Source organism: Algoriphagus sp. 4150 (genome assembly GCF_031457395.1).
In the GTDB taxonomy this organism is placed as follows: Bacteria; Bacteroidota; Bacteroidia; order Cytophagales; family Cyclobacteriaceae; genus Algoriphagus.
Window position 1 is genome coordinate 123,924 of sequence record NZ_JAVDWS010000004.1, and the last position, 23,458, is coordinate 147,381.

Here is a 23,458-nt window from a genome sequence, read left to right on the forward strand (position 1 = left end):
ATGACCCCATTCAGAATCCTGATAGTCTTTGTGGTCGTGTCAATTTTGGGATTGGCGGTGATTCCTATGCTTTCTGTGGATTTGAACCCCAAAGAAAAATCTCCGGTTCTCTCCATCGGGTTTGGGATAAACAATGCTTCTCCGGAGATCGTGGAAAAGCTGGCTACTTCGCCCTTGGAAGGGGCTTTTTCAAGGCTATCTGAGCTCAAGGAAATCACATCAACATCTAATTACAATGGAGGGTCTATTAGGCTGACTTTCGATAAGAAAGCCGATATGGAGATGAAGAAGTTTGAAATTTCTTCTATGATCCGCCAGATTTATCCACAGATGGATCCGCGGGTAGGATATCCCACGGTCTCACAGACTGATCAAGCTCGGTCAGATGCCAAAGATCCTATTCTGATTTATAGCGTCAATGGACCTTTTGTCTCGTTTGAGATCAAAAAAATAGCGGAAGACATCCTGAAGCCGGCACTGACAGGCTTTGAAGAAGTGGAGGAAGTGATTGTACGTGGGGCAAATGATCTGCAGCTTTTTGTGACTTACGATATCCAGAAGATGCAGGCTTTTGGTGTCACCAGAAGTCAGGTGGAATCCAGTGTGAGAAGTGCCTTTGGATTGACATTCCCCGGCGCGGTGATAAACAATCAGGGCCAGACGCTTTTCGTCCAAGTGGATCGTTCCCTTAAAGGAAAAGACCAGCTGGAGAATTTGGTCGTAAGCGAAAAGCATGGGATGGAGGTACGACTCCGTGATGTGGCCAGCTTGACTTTGGAAGAGGCTGAACCTGAGAGATTCTTCAGGATCAACGGAAACAACTCCGTCACCCTCTCGGTGTACAATCGTGATGGAGTCAATAAAGTCCTGCTCGCACAAAACCTGAAGCAAGCCATCCAGAATGCCGGTGAACTGCTTCCTGCAGGCTTTGAAGTACGATTGGAAAATGACGATACCGAATTTTTAGAAAAAGAGCTGAATAAAATCTACAAGCGATCCGGGCTATCTATTCTGATTTTGGTTGTGTTTATATTTCTAATAAACAGGAATATTAAGTATTTGACTATTCTTTTTTTGGGGATTCTGGCAAATCTTAGCCTATGTGCAATTGTGCTTTATTTTCTCAAGGTCGATGTTCATATGTATTCCTTGGCAGGATTGACAATTAGTTTTGGTTTGATCGTGGACAACGCGATCATTATGATTGACCATCTGCATAAGCACAAAAACCGTCGGGTTTTCCTAGCACTTTTGGCAGCTTCACTCACCACTATTATGGCGCTGATGATAGTCTTTTTCCTACCTGAAGAAGAGCGGAAAAACCTGACCGAATTCTCCATTGTCGTTTCAGTAATGCTCGGAATTTCTTTATTGATCGCATTGGTTTTTACCCCCGCTTTTTATCAGGTGATGTTCAAAGAATCTGTGCGTCAAGGAAGAAAATTGACTGTTCCAAAATTGAGAAAACGGGTCAAAGCTTTGCGAGGCTATGAAAAAGCAATTGGCTGGACGGCCAGATACCGAAAGACATTTATTATGCTATTGGTCTTGCTTTTTGGGTTGCCGGTGTTTTTCCTCCCGGCCAAATGGGAAGGCCACGAATGGTATAACAAGACAATCGGTAATACCTTCTATCAGGAGGAGATCCGGCCTTATGTGGACAAGGCATTGGGCGGTTCTATGAGAATGTTTGCCAGGGGGGTGTATGAAAAAGGCGGCTATAGGGAGGCAACAAAGACAAGGCTTTACGTTTATTGCCGATTGCCCTTTGGGAATACGCTGGAGCAGATGAATTTTATCATGCGCGAGTTTGAGACTTACCTGAAAGACGTGGAAGGCATAGACCAGTTCGTGACTACCGTGAATTCCGGACAAAGTGCCATGATAGCAATCACCTTCAAGGAAGCTTATGAAAATGGTGCCTTGCCCTATCAGCTTAAGGGTAAGCTCTCTGTGAAATCAACTGATTGGAGTGGCGCGCAGTGGAATATCTACGGTGTGGGACAGGGATTTTATACCGGTGGGGGCGGAGATCAGATTCCTAGCTACCGGGTGAAAATGATGGGGTACAATTTCGATGAACTGGAGCGGCAGGCGAATGTATTGGCTGAGAAACTTTTGGTCCATAAGCGGATACAGGAGGTGAAAACCAATGAGCGAATGGGCTATGGGGAGCAGAAAACCGAAGAATATGTCCTTCGTCTGGATCAGAATAAAATTGCACTTGGACAGACCAACCAAAACGAAGTGATCACGGCCATGCAGGATATGTCCAAGCCAACTTCCTCATCGACTACGCTGACATTGGACAACAAAAACTATGAACTTGTAGTCCGTGAGCGCAAGTCCGATGGTTTCAGTAAGTTCGATCTGGAGCAAAAAGGCCTGATAGGAGGAGAAAATAGGGTTTTTAAAATAGCTGACTATGGCACACTCACAAAGGAGACTACAACTAATTCCCTTAATAAAGAAAATAGACAATACATCCGTATAGTCGCTTTTGAGTACATGGGGTCTGCGAAATTTGGCAATGAGTATCTCGAAGAAGTACTTGATGAGATGAAGAAGACCATGCCTATAGGATATGAAGCCAAGAAGGATTCCTATTCTTGGAATTTCGATCAACAAAAGCGTCAGTATTCCCTCCTGGGACTGTTGATTATCGGGGTTTTTATGATTTGCTCAGTATTGTTTGAGAACCTCAAACAACCGGTATACATCATCGCGATTATTCCGATTAGTTTCATTGGCTTATTTCTGATTTTTGCTCTCTTCGATTTTTACTTTGACCACGGAGGTTATGCTGCTTTTGTGATGCTGGGAGGATTGGCCGTGAATGCCGGGATCTTTATTGTCAATGATCAGAACAATCGAAGTCAGGGACTTTATAACCGAAATGTGCTTAAGTCTGTAGCAGGAAAAGCAATTCCGATTCTGTTGACGATTATGTCCACCTGCTTTGGGTTGATTCCATTTATCATGGAAGGGCAAAATGAGGTGTTCTGGTTCTCCCTTGCCATCGGGACGATTGGCGGATTGACATTCAGTATGGTAGGGGTCTTTTGGGTGTTGCCCGTGTTGTTGTGGAAGAAGCCTAAGGTGATGGTGAAGGAAGTAACTCCCGCAAAGTCGCCAAGGCGCAAAGGGGTGTTTAGGTTTTTCGCGCGGCGACACGACAGATCGCAATAACCTTTGGTCTTTTTTATGACTTGCTGTAGGGAGAAATGCATCATCTGAAAAGTCTAGCCAGAAAGCACTTCCATGAATTTCTGTAAGCCCACGACCTGAATGTTATTTGCGATGGGATAATTTTCGTCTCTGGGAATAATGACATGCAAAAGCCCGATTCCTAAATCTTCTACTGCAGTATATGTTCCTTTGGTGAGTGTTGGATTTACGCTGAATTTGATCTCTGCAGCAGCTAGCCATAGGTTATTACGTTCGTTGAATCATCCCTGCAAATTTAAATACAGTATTTAAATTTGCAGGGATGATTCGTTTTGTCTTAGAGCGGTTCTTGAATTATTTTTCTTGTATCTCAAATTGGTGATTTGGCTCCCTCGAACCTGTCAAGGAGCAAAGAGTTTAGTCTACAAATCCTTCAATTTTTTTGAGTGATGGTATATTGTCCAATCATTCTTGTCCTATAAATCCCTTTCTTCCCGACTAACTATAAATTCATTGCTATGATCAAATCCATTCTTTTTGTATTTATTGCTCTTATTTCAGTTACACTTTTTTCCTGCTCCAAAGAAGAGTCCACTACCACCTCTCTTGATCCAATCCGTGAACTTCAGTTTGAAGTGGTTGATTCGATCATGGTGGATGTGATGGAAGATTTGGTGATTTTAGATTATCAGGAGAAATTGGATCAGTTCCTTATGAAGGAACGTCGCGGGGGTAAAATTTTCCTGGTAAATGGAAACGGAGAGATGATCGGGGAAGTAGAGCTGGCGGGAGAAGGTCCCAACCAAGTTTCGATGATCTGGGAAGGTAGATTTTTGGGTAAGGATCGGTTTATTTTTAAGGAGATATCAGCGACTATGGATTTCCATATTTTTGATAGGGACTTTAAAAAACTGAAAAAAATCAACGGACCGGCTATTGGGTTAAATGCTATTTTCATTTCTTTTTTTAGACAGACGTTTACTGCTTGGGTAGAGGAGGGAAATGACTTTATTCTGGGAGAGGAAGTGAATTCATATAATCCGGCAGATGTGGAGCCTGACAAAATTGGAGGGGACTTTTATAATCTCGTGAAAACCGGGTTCTTATATGATTTGGGCCAAGATTCCATCAAGTATTTGAATTTGTACCCCGAATCATGGGCGCCGCGAAAGACCACCCGTTGGATTGGGCAAAGTTTCCCTTTTTTGACAGTTGATTTACCTAGAAAGAAGGCTGTAATTCTTCCTCCGATAGGAGATCATCTTTTCCTGTATGATTTTGACGGGAATTCATTGACAAATGAAAAAGCGGTGGCACTCTCTCATCCTGATAGACGTCAGGAAATCCCTGATGTATCTCGGGAGCATGTGTTGTATCCTTCTTTTAGTGATGTGAAGAGTTTTGGAGATTACCGGTTGGTGATTTTTTATACGGCAGTTCCGGAAGATGTATTCAATGAGTTCCGGGCAAAAGGGGAGAATTATTGGCAAGATCCCGAGTGGGGCAAAGCGCAGGCTAAGTATAGAAATCCACGCTACATTGTCGTAGAAGGAGACCGGCAAATTGGGATACTAAATAAACTTCCGGTAGAAGGTAATGTCAATCTGGGGCTTTTGGACGGAACCCTTATCGTAAAAGCCGACGATGGAGAAGTGGAGCGGGATTACAATCTGTTTTATAAGCTCAGGCTGGTGGAGAAATAATCAGGACCTTTTTACCTAAATACGTCATACAATACTAGTCCCACTGAAGATATAAAAAGAAAAAGGGGAATGAGTATGAATTTTCGCATGTCGTATCGTTAGGGTAGCATACGGGAGAGGAGTAGGGGTTTGTTTAGTTTAGTACTTAAAAATGCTCCTAAGTGAATATAATTGTTCTTAGTTTCAGTCCCCGAGTTGATCGGCTTTATTATCTTAAGCTTTTCAAACCTACAATAACCCATGAACACCTCAGACTCCCGTAGGGATTTTCTCAAGAAATCCGCATTACTCGGCACAGGCCTTGGCTTAGCTACCGGTACTTCACTTCAGGCTTTTGCCGAAATCGCCAAATCCAAAAACAAACTGCCTGCTTGGAAGGGGTTTAACTTACTTGATTTTTTCTCTCATGATCCTAAAGGAAGCAGGCCTACCAAACCCCAATATATCCAATGGATAGCGGATTGGGGATTTGATTTTGTTCGGATTCCTATTTCTTATCCAAGTTACCTTGATATAGATCGCTCACGACCGATTCGTCCCGATGAAGTTCTGAATTTTGATGAGAGCCGCTTGGAGCAAGTTGATAAACTTATCCAGCAGTGTATAGATCATGGTTTGCACGTAAGTTTGAACCTCCATAGAGTGCCCGGGTTCTGCATCAATGCAGGCTTCATTGAGCCTTACAATCTTTGGAAAGATAAGGAAGTACAGGATGCTTTTTGCGCACACTGGGAGATGTGGGCTGCCCGATACAAAGGGATTTCCAAGAAGAAATTAAGCTTTGATTTGGTGAATGAGCCCTTTCAGCGTCTCGATCCCAATGATCAGCATAGTCCCGGCGGACCGGTGGATATACAGGATTATTATCGAGTAGCTGAAGCTGCTTTAGACACGATCAAATCCGTGAAAAAATCCAGGTTGGTGATCGCCGATGGAAATGGAGGAGGGGGCACAGCCATGCCGGAATTTTCGGATTTGGATCTGGCACAGAGCTGTAGGGGGTACCATCCATTTCCGATTTCACATTACAAAGCAAGTTGGGTCTACAAGGACCCGTCTTCTGTTCCACCGGTGAATTGGCCATTGACTCAAGATGGAAATGTCTTGGGAATTGACAGTATTCGGGAGTACTATGCGCCATGGAAAGCTTTGGTAGATCAAGGGATTGGGGTGCATTGCGGAGAGTGCGGGTGCCACAATGAAACTCCCCACGATGTTTTTCTCAGCTGGTTTGGTGATGTGCTGACCGTACTGAAAGAGAATGGGATTGGCTTTGGAATCTGGGAATTCTCCGGATCATTCGGGGTTATGAATTCCGGACGTAAGGATGTGGAATATGAAGATTGGTATGGAGAAAAGCTGGACAGGAAGTTTTTGGAATTGCTTAGAGCGCAGATTTGATATTCTTTTATGTGATTATCCGCAATGATGTCAGGCTCCTTAGTGCCTTGGCTTATTTGGCAGGAAGACAGGAGACCGAAGACAGAAGTATCAGAACTGGTTTTTCCGAATAGTATGACACCTTTCTTCCATTACTGGTAGAAAAGGGGATAATCATATTCTTTTAACTAAGCTAATAAACTCCATGTCGGAGCTTATTTGTTTAGAATAATCTCATTTGTAAAGAGGGACTTTGATGCCCACATACACATCTGTGCTTTTAGAATTGTTGGAAATTAAGTTGGTCCAAATGGATCCTGATCCCACTATCACCGGACCTGCTCTTACGCCGATTCCCCATGCTAAGCTTGAGTCGTATTGCCTTACACTGAATGGACTGTAAACGCTGATCCATCTTTTTTCAAACCTAGGCGTGACTGTGAAGGAATTAATGAGGTTGTTGACCGGATTTTCCCTATTGTTTTTTATCGAAATAGCTCCTTGCGCGCTTACAAAGAATTTCCCGTCGATATTATAATCCACAAACATCTGAAGGGATGTGGGAAGTCCTATTTTTGTTTTAGTTATTAGTTCAGTCCCCTCAAAATTATCTTCCAGCACTTCTTCCAGATTTTTGAGTTCAAATTCTTTGGTATTAACGCTGGCATTCATGGTATAAATTCTGCTATTCGTCTTATCATAGTTGACCGCTCCGACGTCCATTACTGATAGGCCGATTTTGAATTTATAGGGATTATAATAGGTGTTGACATGCTGCTGCTTGAATTCATATACGAGACCTATGTCTGTGCCAAATCCGGATTTGATGTCCGAGAAAGTAATGTTATTTGAATCAAATCCAGAAGTATGACCATAGTTCAAGACCCCTGAAGTAGTCAAGAGATTGGATTCATTGTCAAACTGGGCATGTAGCATTTGACTCGATCCAAAAGTGCCTCCCGCGCCGGCGAGATGCTTCAGAGTTATGCCTGCCTTGAGGGCATGAGTACCATCTTCTATGATCAATCTCCCATAGGTGGCTCCGATCTCAGCCCATGCGTGGACCAATCCAGAAGCGTCTTCCATGGTAAGATTAAAGTTAGTCCTATCGTTATAATCCAGATTGACCAGCTCATAAAGATCTCCCCCCACATTGGTGATGTTGAAGAAAGCCCGAGCCCTAGTCGTGAATGCAAAGCTATTCTTATGATCTAAATTGAATAGAACTGATGGGCCAAGGATATCCACATTTCCAAAGAAATTATTGTGGTTGGAAGAGTTTCCGTTTCCTTCTGACTTAATTTCAAATCCATTGCGAAAACTGTTCAGATTGCTCAGATCGACACTCAGGTAATCACTTCCGACAAAAGCACTGGTTGAGATCAGGTTGATATCCCATCTCATTTTTGAATCCACCGCAGTGGCAGGATTAAGAAGAAGGGAATGAACTCCGGCATGACCGTCAATTGTGCTCCCAATAAAAGTCTGAGCAATAGTAGTAGAACTAAAAAACTGCAAAATCAGCAGGCTAGGTAAAAGGCAGTGGAAAAATCTTTTCATTATCAAATAGTAAAACTTGAGTGGTTCGAGGTTAGAAACAATAGTAAGCTCACTACAGGAGCGGTAGATTTTAGATCAATTAGTATTCCAAAAGGCGGGACACCTTTTCTTTAAATCGCTCCACGGGCAGAAACTGTTTTTCCAGATTAGGGGCAAATGGAACAGGAGTGTCCAAGCTGCCTTCCCGCATCACAGGAGCGTCCAAGTATTCAAAACAATGCTCCGAAATCCATGCGCAAATTTCCGCACCGATTCCGCCTGATAAGCAATCTTCATGAAGGAAAATCACCTTGCCTGTTTTTTGTACAGTTTTTCTCACTGCTTCCTTATCCCACGGTAAAAGGGTGCGCAGATCCAGAATATCAGCCGAAATACCTAAATCCTTCACGGCTGTACTGGCCCAGTGAACTCCCATTCCATACGTGATGATAGAAAGTTGGTCTCCGGCTATTGATAGCTCAGCTTTGCCAATTTCAACTGTATAATAATCATCAGGAATTTCTGCTGAAAGGGATCTATACATGCCTTTATGCTCAAAGTAGAGGTAAGGATTAGGGTCCTCGATTGCCGCATTCAGCAGCCCTTTGGCATCATAAGGGTTGGATGGGTAGACGATTTTAAGACCAGGGGTGTGAAAAAACCAAGCTTCGTTGGACTGTGAGTGAAAAGGTCCGGCGGCCATGCCGGCACCTGTTGGCATTCTGACTACTATGTCAGCATTTTGCCCCCAGCGGTAATGGATTTTGGCGAGATTATTTACGATCTGGTTGAAGCCTACGCTTACGAAATCTGCAAACTGCATCTCGACCATGGCTTTGTAGCCTTTGATAGAAAGTCCCAGTCCGACTCCAATGATAGCACTTTCACATAGTGGCGTGTTTCGTACTCTATCCCCTCCGAATTCGGCCTTGAAGCCATCAGTAATCTTGAAAACTCCTCCATAATCTCCGATGTCCTGCCCCATAAGAATGAGGTTAGGGTACTTTCTCATCGATTGTCGCAACCCGTCAGAGATCGCATCTACCAGCCGCTTTGGAGATTTGCTTCTATTTTTTGGAGGGGATTTTAGCTTCTGCGAAAATGGCGCATAGACATCCATAAGTTCCGTTTCTAGGTTCGGAGAAATTGCTTCTTCGGCAAAAGCAATGTCCAAGGCATCGTTGATGGCATTCTTAACTTTTCTATTTATTCTATCCTTAGTCTTTTGATCTAAAATTCCTGTTTCTTCCAAAAAGCTTTCGTAGTTTTCTACAGGATCCAATTTGCTCCAATCTTCCATGAGTTGTTTTGGGACGTATTTTGTACCGGAAGCTTCTTCGTGTCCGCGCATTCGGAAAGTGATGGCTTCCACGAGAACCGGACGCGGATTATTTCGGATATCTTCTGCCAGATTTTTGATGGTTTCATAAACCTCCAGCACATTATTTCCCTGAATTCGAATCGCTTCCATTCCATACCCAGGCCCTTTATCTGTAAAATTTTTGAATGCAAACTGCTCTTCACTTGGAGTGGAAAGTCCATAGCCGTTATGTTCTACCACGAATATCACGGGCAGTTTCCATACTGCTGCCACATTCAAACCTTCGTGAAAATCCCCTTCCGAGCTGGCACCATCACCGGTAAACACGACGGTAACCTTCTTTTCAGTTGAAAGTTTGTCTGCCAGTGCTATCCCATCAGCAATTGCGAGCTGTGGTCCCAAATGTGAAATCATTCCCACCACATGATGCTCGATCGATCCAAAATGAAAGGAGCGGTCCCGACCTTTGGTAAAACCTGATAGCTTTCCCTGAAACTGGGAGAAAAGCCGTTGCAATGGCATGTCTCTTCCCGTGAAAATCCCAAGATTTCTATGCATGGGAAGGATGAACTCCTCTGCTCGGATGGCATGTACTACTCCGATGGAAATCGCTTCCTGCCCCCATCCGCTAAACCATTTAGAAATCCGACCTTGACGGAGCAGAATGAGCATTTTCTCTTCGATCCGACGAGGCATTAGGAGAGATTCATACAGATCCAGCAGTGTTTTGTCAGAAAGATTTTTACAGTCAAAAAAGAGTGCAGCTGAAGTAGTTTCCATAGTAAGGTGATTTCCATTCTAAGTTACAGGAAGCAGGGAGAAAGGCAAAGTGTGTGACTTGTGTCCTGCAAAATGGCCCCGATATATGAATCGGGGCGAAAAATAAATGCAAGGAGTTAAAAAGTTTGCTGTACGTATCAAAAGTAGAAAAAAGCGGTTGCTCTAAATCACTAAGCGAGTTAAGCTTAGTTTAACAATGTGTCATGTGAAATGATCTTTAGATAATATTGGCTTTTGCGCTGAAAAAATCAGGTGTTATGATCCCTGCTTGTCAGCATAGCCAAATACTTTTTGGAGTAATATGGTGCTTCTGGCGGCAGCATTTTCCCTGATTTTCAATTCTTCTTTTGCAATCTCGTAGAACAAGCCATCTATTGCTTTTTGAGTCACATAGTTTGAAAGATCCGTTTCTATTGGAGTAGCTAGCGGGATTTTATTGTACCTGCCGATTACATCACTCCAGTACTTGGTAGCACCTACTTTCGTCAAGCTGCTTTCAATAATAGGTTTGAACTTGCCTTCCAAAGAAGTGGTGGTTTTGCTCTCAAAATATTTTGTGGCGGCATTTTCAGAACCGAGAAGAATGTTTTTCACATCGGTGATACTCATGTCTTTGATCGCTGCTACAAATATGGGTTTTGCTTCGATTGCTGCATTTTCTGCTGCCCGATTTACACTGGTGATCACTTGATCACAAAGGCTTCCGAGACCAAGGGAACGCAGTGTGTTTTCCACTTTTTTAGCCTCTTCGGGAAATAAAATTTTGATGGCTATATTACCCAGATAACCATCTTCTTTCGAAAGACGGTCCGAGGCATAGCTCGCTCCATATTCCAAAGCCTGCTTCAAACCGGAGTTGATCTCGGAATCGGTTGGAGTTCCCAGATCCAATGCGCTTCCAAGTTGACTAAGCGTATCGCAGCCTGCAAGCAACAGAGCGGTAACCAGTGAAAAGGTGATTGAGAATTTCTTGAATGGGGTATTTTTTGATTTCATGGAAATTGAGTTAGATAGTTTTAGATGCACTCAACAATGATACCTTAATTAAGTTTCAATGTGATTTAAGACAATAGCCTAAGATAAAACAGGAGGAAGGATTAATGAATTATTTTTTCATTTTATCAATAAAAATGTGATAATTTTTGAGATATCGTAATTATTTATTAAAATAGATGATAAAGTGCTAATGAAATGAATCTAAGACTTAATTCTGAATTCGGTACACTCAAAGCTGTTTTGATGCATAGACCGGGAAAAGAGATTGACAGACTTACTCCTTACAATAAGGAGTTTTTACTGTTTGACGACGTGCCTTATCTGGAAGCTCTGCAGCGTGAGCATGATACTTTTTCCAACCTGATTAAGGAATCCACCGGAGCCAAGGTCTATCAGTTGCGTGAATTATTGATCCGGGTGCTCTATGATCAGAGCATTTTGCTTCAGCTGATGCGGGAGTCATTGAAAAGATCAGGTATGGTCCATCTGGCGGAGGATATCTTGGATCGGTATTCTACGGCAGAATGTGCCGGGATCTTGACTGCAGGACTTAAGGTACACGAACTTCGAAGAAAACTACCGAAGTTGAATGTGGGCGAGCTTATGGAGTTTGCCTTTGTGATATCTCCCTGCCCAAATTTATACTTTCAGCGTGATCCTATGGCCTTGACTCCGGGAGGGGTTATTTTCTCCAGCATGCGGATGGAGGGAAGACAGCGAGAGGCGGATTTGCTTCGGACTATTTTTGAGAATCACGTTGATTTCAAGGACAGTATCAATCAATTGTACCCAGTACTTGGCCATGATAATCCACCAAGTATAGAAGGTGGTGATGTGATAATTTTATCTCATAAGGCCGTGGCAATAGGCAATTCCGAGCGGACGGATGAAAAGGCTATTTATCATGCTGCCAAAGCAATGCTAGCCGAAGGAACTGTGGAGCGGGTGTATGAAGTTCACTTGCCTCAAAAAAGACAGTTTATGCACTTGGATACCGTGTTTACGATTTTGGATGAGAATCTGGTGCTGACCTACCCCGATGCCATGAATGCAGTGTTGCAGACTTCTCTTTATACCCTGAAAGAGATCAAGGATGATAAAGTCCATATCAAGCGGGAGGTGCTGAAGGAGTCTTTGCTTACTGTTCTGGAGCGGGAGATTCCACATTTGGAGATCCTGCACACAGCAGCAGGCAATCCGGATTATGCCATGCGTGAGCAGTGGTTTGACGGTGCCAATGTCTTTGCAATAGGTCCTCGAAGAGTGATTTCTTACAACAGAAACATACACACAAATCGGGCCTTGAGAAATATGGGAGTGGAGGTATTGGAAATTCCTTCTTCAGAGCTTTCGAGAGGCTTGGGCGGGCCGAGATGTATGACTATGCCTATAAGCAGGTCGAGAGTTTGAAGGAAGTATGAAATAGAAAGAGGCTGTCTCATAATCAGTTTTTCTTGTCAGGTTGAGTAATAAAAAATTAGAATTTACAAAAGAGTAGTGACAGCAAGGTAATTAGGGACAAATTAAGGTCATCCTGAGCGAAGTCGAAGGGTTCTCGACTTCGCTCGAACTGACACAATACCAATACCTGCTCACTCAGATTAAATCTGTCATTGGTAGCAGCTTGCCTCGCCTTGGCGGGAAGTCGAAGCCTTTTAGAGGCTAATTAAGCCCATTTCGACTTCTCTCAATGTGACCATGAGTTTTGAGACAGCCTCTTCAAAATTCAACTTTCTGAATAGTACCAGTGTAGTATTAACCAAAACCTGACAGGTTTATCCGGTGCTTTTTACACTTAACATAGCACTAGTTATCGAAGAAAGACCTTCTTCTGGATACTTTAAGGTCCTGAAGTATGCTTGATTTCACACGTATGTCGATATTGTAGGAAGTGAACGCACCAAAAGGAACCCAGTTGACATTCATCTGCCAGCAGTGAAGATCTCTGGCGATACCGATCATAGTTTGGGTAAGTTTTCTCGTTTGTGCATCAAAACCGGTATTGAAATTCATTTTCCATTTGTCGGACAATGAAAAATCACCGTTCATGTTAATGGTTTGCGTGATATTTTGCCTTCCTGATACAGGTTTGCTGTAAGAAAGCACATACCCAAATGAAACATTCCATGGGATATTCCAATCGATGTATTGGCTGGGATCGGTAGCTATTCTATTGATTTCACTTTCCACAAATTCGTTCATCACCCCGCCTTGCTGCATAAATTGATTGGTCATTTCATCCCTGACTTCTCCTTGGGTTTGTGCACTGCTGGGATTGATGGAGGCATTCATATTCAGTGAAGCACTTCTTATAGTTCCCAGCCCCTGGCCGTTTTTCCAAGCGAATGTATTAATGGATCTGACCGTAGGCTCTCCACCGGTATTTACTGATGGTCCGGTGGCGTATGGATCCAGTGTGGAACTCATGTTTACAGATAGTTTTCTGTTGAAGAAACTTGTCCGTGCACTGATCCGAATAGGGGCAAGGTTAAAAGAATCAGCAGCAAAGTTATAGCTGGAACTTAAATCGATATTTTCCAAGAGTGGGATTTTCTTGGTAGCATTTTCTCCGGTAGAATCATTCTTGTCGATAACTTTTGCTTCCAGAACACTTCGGATACTGAAACTCATAGCTCTGCTTTCTCCCAATGGAGCTCCACTGTAGGAAAAGCCCTGATGTCTCGACATTAAACGAGTCTCCCCTTTATCATTGATCGGTACTTCCTGATAATAACCAAAAGAGGATGCTGAAAAATCCGGCGAATAGTTAAAACTAAGAGAGGGCTGTATATGCTGACGTATAGTTTTGATATTTCCTTTTTTGAAATTGAAAAAACCATAAATATTGGTGTTCATACTGAAAGAGGTGGAATAAAATGTCACACGGTTAAATCCATCTTCCATGATTTTATCTACCCGCTGCTCTTCAGGATTATAGAAGTAATTGATCCTTTGGAGGTACCATAGCTCAGTTAAACTGGCAGAAGCTGTTCCTGTAAAGTACTTAAACAGCCTGAAGTTGGAACTTACAGGAATTCTGTTTCTGGCGCCGTTGGTTGCATTCTGAAGCAGGTAGCTAAAGTTGGATGGAGTAAACGGTACCAAATCCGGCGCTCCGGTATTGTCAACCAAGTCCGGATCTACTCCAAACTCCTGTGTGACCTTGTTTGTAACAGTATTTTGAAGGTCAAAATTGTACGCGATATTTAAGGTTTTTAGCGGCTCAAATTTCATGTTTTTGAATGGGCTTTGCCTATTCATACTTAGGTTCATTGTAGGCAAGTTAAGTTGCACTTCTCCTGTCTGTACACTTTGGGAATGCCGCATACTTGCTCCAAAGGAGAACGGAGTGCCTGTGAATGTCTTGCTGTAGTTGATATTCGAAGACAAATCCGCAGTTACATTATTCACGAAATTATTCGGGTTGACGATATTGTTGAAGTAACTGGTGGATCCGGCATTGACAGAAGCAGAAAACCTGCTGTTGCCGCGGGATTCCGGGGTGTGAGACCACTGGATTCGAAACGTATTGTAGTCCACAGGATTCAACTCAGTCTCAGGAGACTTGAATTTTTGAAAATCAATATTGAAGGAGCCGCCAAATCTATAACGCTTTTTGTAGGCAGCCTGAGATTTGAGACCCCAGCCACCGTTGGAAAAAATATCTCCTGTCACACGGGCATGCACATAGTCGTTGATGGCAAAATAATAGCCTAAATCACGGAGATAAAGCCCCCTCCTTTGTTCTTGTCCATAGGAAGGAAAGATCAGTCCTGAAGCTTTTTCATCAGGCGTGTTGGGTATAATCCCAAACGGCAATCCTAAAGGAGTGGGTATTCCGTTGAAATAAAGATTGAAAGGACCCGAGACCACCTGTCCACCTTCCACAGACTTGATTTTATTGGAGGAAATATGCCAGTGTGGTGTCGTTAGTTTACAAGTAGTATAATAGCCATGATCCATGTAGATGCTTCCATCTTGGGTTTTTTTAATGGTTTCGCCCCGGAGGATGCCGTCTTGCTGCTCCGTGACCACATCTTTGATGATCGCTTTTTGGGTTTTGAAATTGTACCGCATTTCCTTGCGGATTTCATATGAAGAAGGGCCGTCCTTAAAGAATGGGTTTCCTGTCACATTACCCAAGCTATCCGTGACTCCTGTCGCATACAGTTCGGAGTTTTTCCAATCAATAACAATAAGATCTGCCTCCAGTCTCATCGTTCCATACTCAAACCATGCTTGGTTGTAGAGATATATTTTATTCTCTGTGAAATCAGAGACAATACTATCTTCGCCGTAATAAGTAATATCTGTGGAAATATCACTCCTGGGCATCATTTTTGTCGAGTCAGAAACCGCTAGCGAATCAATGGGATTTGGGATAGTATCTAATGCCGTCAATTCCTGCGAAGGCGGCATCAACGTATCCGGAAGAGTTAAAGGTTTTTCTTGGAGCGGACGGACGGGATTTTGAGCAGTCGCCATCAACGGTACAACCAATAGCCCCAAAAAGCAAAATAAAAAGAGCCTGAATCCCTGCACTGTTGCTTACGCTTTATTTAATTTGAGTGAAATTTCGTGTAAAGTTAATTTTATTGCCCTCATGGAACGGTCCAAAAACAAAAAAATTATTCTTAGTCTGATTTTATGCATTCCCTTTGTATTCGGCGGATTCATCACCAACGAAACAATGATGCCGAAGTTTCGGATGAAAAAAATCGTTCTTGATGCCGGACACGGTGGTAGAGACCCCGGAAACCTGGGTTCAAGATCCAAAGAAAAGGACATTAATCTGGCTGTAACTCTGTTGGTTGGGAAATATATTAAGGAAAATCTGCCGGATGTAGAAGTAGTGTATACTCGAAAAGACGATAGCTTTCCTACGCTGAAGGAACGGCCAATGATTGCAAATAAAAACAAAGCTGATCTTTTTGTTTCCATTCATTCTAATTCCGCTCCAAATAAAACTGCTTATGGTACCGAGACATTCGTTATGGGAACCAAGCATTTTGAATCCAACTTCGATATTGTAAAGCGGGAAAACTCGGTAATTCTCTTGGAGGAAAACTATGAGGAAAACTACGAGGGGTTTGATCCGTCTTCTCCGGAATCCTATATGATGTTCAATTTGATGTCAAAGGTTCACTTCGAAAACTCAGTATCATTAGCTGACAACATAGAGAAGCAATTCAAAGACCGGGTAGGCCGTAAGAGCAGAGGGGTAAAGCAAGGTCCCTTCTATGTACTCTGGACTCCGTCCATGCCTTCTGTACTGGTGGAGCTGGGATTTCTATCCAATACCACTGAAGAGAAGTTCTTGATGAGTCAAGAAGGTAAAGAATACATGGCATCTGCCATCTATAGATCCATTAGGGATTATAAAGAAGCTATTGAATCAAATTAACTATTAGTCTTGTTTTAATAAATAGTTTGCCCTTTCCTTCATCAGGATAGGGCTTTTTTATGCAGGTCTCTACCTTACCTCGATGGACATGGAGGCTCTCACACTGGACATGGCTTAGTTCTGATATTTAGACTAAGCATATTTCTATCTCCCGGAGTGCTTGCGGAGGGTACAGCCTACCCCGACTTTTCGTCTTTAGGTAAGAAGCACTACTTTCAGGAATGTTTTTTAACTTGAATATTAAACTAAACTTGCACAGAACGAGTTTTTAAGCTTTAAACCCAAATTTGACTAATGACGCCAACCAACAAAAACCCAAACCCAGGCATGGACGATTTGCTTCAAGCACTACAGGCAAAATACGAACAGGTAAAACTGGGTGGAGGCACCAAAAGAATAGAGAAGGAACATGAAAAGGGCAAGCTCACTGCCCGTGAGCGGATTGACTACTTGCGCGATAAAGACACTGATTTTCTAGAAGTAGGGGCATTTGTGGCAGATGGTATGTATGAAGAAGAAGGGGGATGTCCTTCCGGCGGAGTGGTGACCGGGATAGGCTATGTAAGAGGGAGGATGTGCATGATCGTCGCCAATGATGCGACAGTGAAAGCAGGTGCTTGGTTTCCTATGACTGCCAAAAAGAACCTTCGCGCTCAGGAAATCGCCATGGAGAATCGAATTCCTGTGATCTATCTAGTAGATAGTGCCGGTGTCTTTCTCCCTATGCAGAATGAGATTTTTCCCGACAAGGAGCACTTTGGCCGCCAATTCCGAAATAATGCAAAAATGTCAGCAATGGGAATTGTACAAGTAGCTGCGATTATGGGGAGTTGCGTCGCAGGAGGGGCTTATCTGCCCATCATGTCTGATGAGGCGATGATCGTTGATAAGACAGGTTCTATTTTTCTAGCTGGTTCTTATTTAGTGAAGTCAGCTATAGGTGAGACGATCGATAACGAGACACTGGGCGGTGCTACCACACATTGTGAGATTTCGGGAGTGACGGATAATAAATACGATACAGATCAGGATTGTTTGGACGCGATCCGACGGATTTTTGATAAAATAGGTCATGATCCAAAAGCGGGTTTTGACCGTGCCGAATCACAAAAGCCAGGTTTGGGAGGAAAAGAGTTGATTGCCTCATTTCCAATAGATCGCGTGAAGCCTTATGATATGCTTCAGATCGTGAAGGGTCTTGTAGATGCAGGCGACTTCGATGAATACAAAGAAGAATATGGAAAAACACTGATCTGTGGAACTGCCAGAATCGATGGCTGGGCTGTGGGAATAGTAGCAAATCAGCGAAAAATTGTCAAAACGGCCAAAGGTGAAATGCAGATGGGAGGAGTGATTTACTCTGACTCAGCGGACAAGGCGGCCCGGTTTATCATGAATTGCAACCAGCGAAAAATCCCTTTGGTATTCTTGCAAGACGTGAGCGGGTTTATGGTGGGAAGCAAAGCAGAGCATGGAGGCATCATTAAAGATGGTGCGAAAATGGTAAATGCGATGGCTAATTCTGTAGTGCCAAAATTCACTTTCATCTTGGGCAATAGCTACGGGGCGGGGAACTATGCCATGTGCGGAAAAGCCTATGATCCAAGACTGATCTACTCTTGGCCTACAGCTCAAATGGCGGTGATGTCAGGCGCGGCTGCGGCAAATACTTTGCTTCAGATCAAGGTAGCAGGATTGAAAAAGAAGGGACAAGAGATTTCTTCCGAGGATGAAAAGACGTTGCTGGATGAAATCACTTCCAAGTACAATCAGGAATTGAGTCCCTATTATGCTTCCTCCCGACTCTGGGTGGACGGAGTGATTGATCCCAGAGACACCCGAAAAGTAGTCAGTATGGGAATAGAAGCGGCAAATCATGCCCCGATTACAGAAAGATTTAATGTAGGAGTGATCCAGACTTAAGGCAATTTTTAGTATATTATTTAACAGCTTTATTCCATTATCCGTAGCTTTTTGACTATGAGTGAATTGACACCTGAAGAATTAAATGCCTTGGTTTCCCTGTTGGATGATACCGACCGCGAAGTGAGAATGCACGTGCGGGATCGAATTATTTCTCTGGGGAATGAAATTATTCCTTTTCTGGAAAAAAAATGGGAGAACAGTTTCAATCCTGCTATACAGAAAGAGATAGAGGAATTGGTGCACGAACTTCAGTTTTCTCTGCTGAAAGCGAGGCTGACAGACTGGCGGGATACTGACGACCGGGACTTGCTGACCGGACTGTGGATCATCAATACCTATCAGTACCCGGATCTGGAATATGCCAAGCTGAACGCCGAGATGCACCAGATATACTTCGATGTCTGGACAGCTTTCAAAAATGACCTGACTCCTTACGAACAGGTTCGTGCGATCAACAATGTGCTGTTCAATACCCTTCGTTTTTCTGCCAATACCAAGAATTTTCATTCACCGGCCAATAGCATGTTGTCGTCTGTGCTGGACTCCAAGCGTGGCAATCCACTGACTCTATGCTCTATCTATCTGCTCGTCGCGAAGAAATTAGGATTGCCAATCTACGGTGTAAACCTTCCAAATCTGTTTGTGCTTACCTACAAGTCTTCGGATGTTACTTTTTACATCAATGCCTTCAATAAGGGGTTGATTTTTAGTCGAAAGGATATTTTCAATTACTTGGAGCAGTTGAAAATAGCGCCCAAAGAGGAATACTTCGAGCCCTGTGCCCATTTGCAGATCATGCTGAGAATGTTTAGGAATTTGGAGAATTCCTTCGAAAAACTGGGAGAGACGGACAAAATGCGTGAAATTCAGGAGTTAATTGAGCTGCTGAACGCTCAGTAGCTTCGTAGATTGCAGCCCACAGCTCTGGCTTGTGGAGGATTTGGAGCTTCTCCCTTTAGTATGGAATCCATCGCTCTATCCAGGTAGTGCGTGGACACGGCACTTTCAGCCTGGGGATTGTTATCCAAGGCACCCCTGTAGCTAATGGTAACCCCTTCTGATGAAGGGATAAGTAATATGACCTCAGGAATTTTTGTGATTTTGTAGAGCTTACTTAAGGTCTGCTTATCATCAATCAGGTATGGTGTATTGATGCCGGATTGATCGATGTAGCTGCGCAAATCAGTTTGGTCTTTCTCATTATTGCCGACTTCGGGATTTACCAGTATAAAATTAAAGCCCTGGCTTTGGTACTTGCTGCGCAATGCGATCAAGCGCGATTCATACATTTTGGCGAATGGACAGTCCAAACTGTGGAAGATCAACACCAATCCCCTGCCTTTCACCTGTGACTGAAGATTAACGGCTTTACCGGCGACTGCATCGGTGAGACTGATGTCTTGCAGACTTTGGGCTGATAGTGCGCAAAGGGAAATTAGGATAAGAATAAAGACTAAGCTTAATTTTTTCATTTACCAAATGGTGTAAGTGAGTACTACATCCGAGATCACCCGAACCTGTACTGTGTAATGATGATCTGTAAAATCAGTCCCTCTGACCTTACCTTTAATTATTCCCGTATTCGAATCAAACGGATCCAACAGTATGTTTTCCCGAAAGGAGACACCCCGTTTTCCCTGACATTTAAAGATAGACTCTTTAGCTGACCATGCCATGGTATAGTGAAGCGGATCTTTATCCAAAAAGTCTAATTCAGAGGTGTCAAGAAATCGAAATCCGATCCTCAATATTTTCTCCCGAATCAAATCCATATCTATTCCGACGGGATTGTCCCGGTGATAGATCGCTCCAGCGTAGCCCATCGTATGAGAGAGGGACATGTAGCCGTGGCCATTCATCGCTTGGGATTTGCCATGTTCATCCTTGAAAAAACCCGGATAGGGTACATGCAATACATCCAGTGCATCCCGGATTGCCATTCGGGCTGTAGCCCATTCCCGCTTCTTTTCCTGATGGGAAATATTTGCATAAGCCAGTTTTTCTCTAAAGCTGAGGAAATCCAGCTCATTTTCGTCCTGAGTTTCGATAATCTTGATGGCCAAAGCCGAGGAAGAATCTATTTTTTCTATTTTTGTTTGCATAGGCCAGAAGGGCACCAAAGTCTCCGTCCAATATATGTCAAAAATAGAAGTTAATAAATTACAAACACTAACAGGGCACAATGACTGTATCTATGCATTGACAGAAGGCTGTGATCCCCGATTTTTTTACACCGGTGCAGGAGATGGCATGGTAGTGGAGTGGGATTTGGATCATCCTCAGGACGGGAAATTGATCGCACGGCTTCCGCACTCAGTCTATGCCCTGGCAATTGACTCTCTCAGAAATTTACTTTTCATCGGGCACAATTTTGAAGGAATCCACGTAATAGACTTGACTGAAAGTAAAGAAGTCTGGTCGCTGAAGCTGACAGACCAGGCAATCTTTGATATCAAGATTTTTGGGGATGAGGCCTATATCGGTACAGGAGACGGCGTACTGATTGTAGTGGATATCAATTCTAAAAGCATTAAAAAACATATCAAGCTGAGCGCGAAAAGTATCCGTGTTATGTCCTTGGCGAAGGATAGAAGGCAGCTGGCAGTAGGGTTGAGCGATCACACCGTGAAAATACTGGATTTAACGGATGATTTCCTGCCTATTGCTAATTTGACCGGTCATACCAACTCAGTCTTTGCGCTCTCTTATTCTCCCGATGAGTCCATGCTGGTCAGTGCAGGCAGGGATGCGCGGTTGAAGTTTTGGGAAACGGGCAGCTATTCTTTACAAGAAAACATTGTGGCACATATGTATGCCATTAATTATTTATATTTCAAGGAGGACGGAAACCTCCTAGTCACCTGCTCCATGGACAAATCAATCAAGGTTTGGGATGTAGTGGAGAAAAAACTCCTCAAGGTCATCGATAAGGCAAGAAATGCAGGCCATGGTACTTCCATAAACAAAGTGGTTTGGAGTAGCTATCAAGGCAATGTAATTTCGGTGTCTGATGACCGTACTATTTCTATTTGGCAAATTGAAGCGAATTAACTTATGAAGATCACACCAGCAGCCATCCGGCAAAAAACCTTTGAACTTGGATTCAGGGGATATGAAAAAAGAGATGTAACCTTATTTTTGGATGAAATAAGTGAAGTAGTGGACGCCCTTCACAAGGAAAATATGGAGCTTAAGACCAAGCTTCAGAATACCGAGGCAGAGGCAAAGCGCCTGAAAGATGTGGAGGAATCACTTTTCCGGACATTGAAAACAGCTGAAGACACCGGCGCGGCAATCATCCTAGAAGCAAATGAAGCTGCGGACTTGATCATAGCAGATGCTAACGAAACGGCGGAGAATGCTACCAAACATATAGATCAATTAGTGTCCGATTCAAGGAGGCAGGCTGAGGAGCAAGCTGCGGCTATCATAGGCGCGGCAGAGACAAAAGCTAAGGAAACTATCATAGAGTTGAGAGAAAGCATGCAGGGACTTGTGAGATCTTATGAAGGCCTTGCTGAGCAAAGAGAATCTATGGTGAAGAGTCTCAAGAGAATTGCTCAGGACACCTTAAATCAAATTGATCTTTCTGAATCTCATTTTTCCAGAATTGATGCCAAGGCGCATGCCAGGGCTATTGACGAATTGAGCAGATCCCAGCTGTATACTTTTGCAAATCTGGAAAAACTCGGATATGAATTTGAAGAAGAGGAAGTGACGGAGCAAATTGATGAAAGTCCTCTGGCAGAAATGGAAGTGATCGAGGAGCAGCTAGAACTGGAGGATCACGATTCTACCCCTGATGTGGAAGTGGAAATCAATGAAGAAGAAAAAGAGGAGCTGGAAAGGGAGGATACCAAAATGGAGGTGGAAGACGAGATTCTCGAAGAGGATATAGAGGAACTCGAAGAGGAGAAGAAAAAACCGATTTCGGAAACTGTGGCCCCTCAGGCAGCTCAGCCAAAATCCCCGGAAGATCCGAAAAATCAGGCAGGATCCTTTTTTGACCAGTTTGACTGATGGGAAAGGTAAGCCTCGAAGGGATAGAGTTTCATGCGTATCACGGTGCTTATCCGGAGGAGACAGTGCTTGGCAACCGCTTCACTTTAGATCTTGAGCTGGAGACTGACTTTCGTGAGGCCATGCTACATGACGATCTAAGTGCTACGGTGGATTACTCTAAACTTTACAAATTGATCAAAGCCAGAATGGATGTAAAAGTGAAATTGCTGGAGCATCTCGGGCATATGATCGTGACGGATATTTTGGAAGCATATCCGAAAACCATCAAAATTAGATTGACACTCAAAAAACATCACCCTGCATTGGGCGGCTTAGTAAATTTTTCCTCTGTACAAATTCAATACCCTGAAGATTATGCGTAATTGTTTCTTGGCTATCCTCTTGGTGCTTGGTTCTATCGGAACACTGAGAGCCCAGGGAGAAGCTTATCAGTTTTTTACAAGTAAAGGCAAAAAGATAAATCTCAGCCAAGTGCTCAAAGAAGCAAGGGGCACTGATGCTGTGTTCTTTGGAGAGCTTCACAACAATAGTTTGGGACATTGGTTGCAACTGCAGGTGTTGAAAGGGTTGCATTCTGAAAATCCGGATTTGGTAGTGGGGTCCGAGATTTTTGAGCGGGAAGATCAGTTGAATTTGGACGAATGGTTTTCAGGTCAAATTACTGAAAGTAGTTTTGAGGCTGAGGCTAAACTTTGGAAGAATTATGCCATGGACTACCGTCCTGTTTTGCGCTTCGCAAAAGAGAAAGGACTGAAATTCATTGCGACAAATGTTCCAAGGAAATATGCGTCACTAGTCAGTAAATCTGGCTTGGGGGGATTGGATTCGCTTTCTTCTCAGGCGAAAAGTTACATTGCCATGCTGCCTGTGGAAGTGGACATGAGTTTGCCCGGATATGTAGCGATGAAGGATATGATGCACGGGGCACCGGGTAATCCTGAGTTTATGATCCAGGCGCAGGCATTGAAGGATGCCACCATGGCGGAGTCACTTTATGAACCTTTGCGGGCTGGCAAACAAATCTATCACATTAATGGGGCTTATCATTCTAAAGATGGTGAAGGGATACTTTGGTATCTGAAAAGGGAGTTTCCAAAGGTGAAGATTTTGAATATTCATACCGTAACACAAGATCAGCTAGACAAGCTGGATGATGAAAACGCCAAAAGTGGGGAAATCATTCTAGTCTTACCAAGTGACAGCCATACTACGTATTGA

17 protein-coding genes are annotated in these 23,458 nt (G+C 43.3%); 11 read left to right on the forward strand and 6 right to left on the reverse strand.

Annotated elements, in window-relative coordinates; genetic code table 11:
- The 3 genes from J2X69_RS08215 to J2X69_RS08225 all read left to right on the forward strand — a co-directional run bounded on the left by J2X69_RS08215 (position 1) and on the right by J2X69_RS08225 (position 6,272).
- Positions 1 to 3,189 carry an efflux RND transporter permease subunit gene (locus J2X69_RS08215; protein ID WP_310101345.1) on the forward strand — a complete coding sequence of 1,063 codons (3,189 nt, stop codon included), beginning with the start codon at positions 1 to 3 and terminating at the stop codon, positions 3,187 to 3,189.
- A gap of 497 nt (positions 3,190 to 3,686) precedes the next feature.
- Positions 3,687 to 4,871: a hypothetical protein gene (locus tag J2X69_RS08220; RefSeq protein WP_310101348.1), complete on the forward strand. Its 1,185-nt coding sequence runs from the start codon at positions 3,687 to 3,689 to the stop codon at positions 4,869 to 4,871.
- Positions 4,872 to 5,111: 240 nt separating this feature from the next.
- Positions 5,112 to 6,272, forward strand: coding sequence for a cellulase family glycosylhydrolase (locus J2X69_RS08225; RefSeq protein WP_310101351.1), 1,161 nt, complete (start codon positions 5,112 to 5,114; stop codon positions 6,270 to 6,272).
- 213 nt (positions 6,273 to 6,485) lie between these two features.
- Here the strand turns inward: J2X69_RS08225 and J2X69_RS08230 are convergent, their stop codons facing one another.
- The 3 genes from J2X69_RS08230 to J2X69_RS08240 all read right to left on the reverse strand — a co-directional run bounded on the left by J2X69_RS08230 (position 6,486) and on the right by J2X69_RS08240 (position 10,887).
- Positions 6,486 to 7,811: a hypothetical protein gene (locus tag J2X69_RS08230; protein WP_310101354.1), complete on the reverse strand. Its 1,326-nt coding sequence runs from the start codon at positions 7,809 to 7,811 to the stop codon at positions 6,486 to 6,488.
- Positions 7,812 to 7,890: 79 nt separating this feature from the next.
- Positions 7,891 to 9,891: a dehydrogenase E1 component subunit alpha/beta gene (locus J2X69_RS08235; protein WP_310101357.1), complete on the reverse strand. Its 2,001-nt coding sequence runs from the start codon at positions 9,889 to 9,891 to the stop codon at positions 7,891 to 7,893.
- A gap of 255 nt (positions 9,892 to 10,146) precedes the next feature.
- Positions 10,147 to 10,887 (reverse strand): DUF4197 family protein, encoded by a 741-nt coding sequence (locus J2X69_RS08240; RefSeq protein ID WP_310101360.1) that lies wholly within the window; start codon positions 10,885 to 10,887, stop codon positions 10,147 to 10,149.
- 195 nt (positions 10,888 to 11,082) lie between these two features.
- On the opposite strand from J2X69_RS08240, the gene J2X69_RS08245 reads away from it, so the two are divergent.
- Entirely contained in the window at positions 11,083 to 12,297 is a 1,215-nt protein-coding gene (locus J2X69_RS08245; RefSeq protein WP_310101363.1) for an arginine deiminase family protein, read from the forward strand.
- Between the two features lie 396 nt (positions 12,298 to 12,693).
- Here the strand turns inward: J2X69_RS08245 and J2X69_RS08250 are convergent, their stop codons facing one another.
- Positions 12,694 to 15,372, reverse strand: a complete 2,679-nt coding sequence (locus tag J2X69_RS08250; protein ID WP_310101366.1) for a putative LPS assembly protein LptD — start codon at positions 15,370 to 15,372, stop codon at positions 12,694 to 12,696.
- A gap of 118 nt (positions 15,373 to 15,490) precedes the next feature.
- Here J2X69_RS08250 and J2X69_RS08255 point away from each other — a divergent pair, with 118 nt between their 5' ends.
- From J2X69_RS08255 to J2X69_RS08265, 3 genes are all read left to right on the forward strand, one after another.
- A complete protein-coding gene (locus J2X69_RS08255) occupies positions 15,491 to 16,291 on the forward strand; it encodes an N-acetylmuramoyl-L-alanine amidase (protein WP_310101370.1) in 801 nt (266 codons plus the stop codon).
- Positions 16,292 to 16,618: 327 nt separating this feature from the next.
- Complete coding sequence (locus J2X69_RS08260; RefSeq protein ID WP_310101757.1) at positions 16,619 to 18,214, forward strand: carboxyl transferase domain-containing protein; 1,596 nt, start codon at positions 16,619 to 16,621, stop codon at positions 18,212 to 18,214.
- Between the two features lie 57 nt (positions 18,215 to 18,271).
- Positions 18,272 to 19,117 carry a transglutaminase-like domain-containing protein gene (locus J2X69_RS08265; protein WP_310101373.1) on the forward strand — a complete coding sequence of 282 codons (846 nt, stop codon included), beginning with the start codon at positions 18,272 to 18,274 and terminating at the stop codon, positions 19,115 to 19,117.
- Here J2X69_RS08265 and J2X69_RS08270 read toward each other — a convergent pair.
- Both J2X69_RS08270 and J2X69_RS08275 read right to left on the reverse strand, forming a co-directional pair.
- Entirely contained in the window at positions 19,111 to 19,689 is a 579-nt protein-coding gene (locus J2X69_RS08270) for a redoxin domain-containing protein (protein WP_310101376.1), read from the reverse strand. The genes J2X69_RS08265 and J2X69_RS08270 overlap by 7 nt on opposite strands.
- Positions 19,690 to 20,319 carry a 4'-phosphopantetheinyl transferase superfamily protein gene (locus J2X69_RS08275; RefSeq protein ID WP_310101379.1) on the reverse strand — a complete coding sequence of 210 codons (630 nt, stop codon included), beginning with the start codon at positions 20,317 to 20,319 and terminating at the stop codon, positions 19,690 to 19,692.
- A gap of 34 nt (positions 20,320 to 20,353) precedes the next feature.
- On the opposite strand from J2X69_RS08275, the gene J2X69_RS08280 reads away from it, so the two are divergent.
- The 4 genes from J2X69_RS08280 to J2X69_RS08295 are packed head-to-tail and all read left to right on the forward strand — an operon-like array spanning position 20,354 to position 23,458.
- Entirely contained in the window at positions 20,354 to 21,268 is a 915-nt protein-coding gene (locus J2X69_RS08280) for a WD40 repeat domain-containing protein (protein ID WP_310101382.1), read from the forward strand.
- A gap of 3 nt (positions 21,269 to 21,271) precedes the next feature.
- Positions 21,272 to 22,237, forward strand: a complete 966-nt coding sequence (locus J2X69_RS08285; protein ID WP_310101386.1) for a DivIVA domain-containing protein — start codon at positions 21,272 to 21,274, stop codon at positions 22,235 to 22,237.
- On the forward strand, positions 22,237 to 22,602 hold the full coding sequence (gene folB, locus J2X69_RS08290) for a dihydroneopterin aldolase (RefSeq protein ID WP_192348390.1): 366 nt from the start codon (positions 22,237 to 22,239) through the stop codon (positions 22,600 to 22,602). Before J2X69_RS08285 ends, folB begins: the two co-directional genes overlap by 1 nt.
- The gene (locus J2X69_RS08295) at positions 22,595 to 23,458 is read left to right on the forward strand and encodes a ChaN family lipoprotein (RefSeq protein ID WP_310101392.1); all 864 of its coding nucleotides are present in this window, start codon (positions 22,595 to 22,597) and stop codon (positions 23,456 to 23,458) included. Before folB ends, J2X69_RS08295 begins: the two co-directional genes overlap by 8 nt.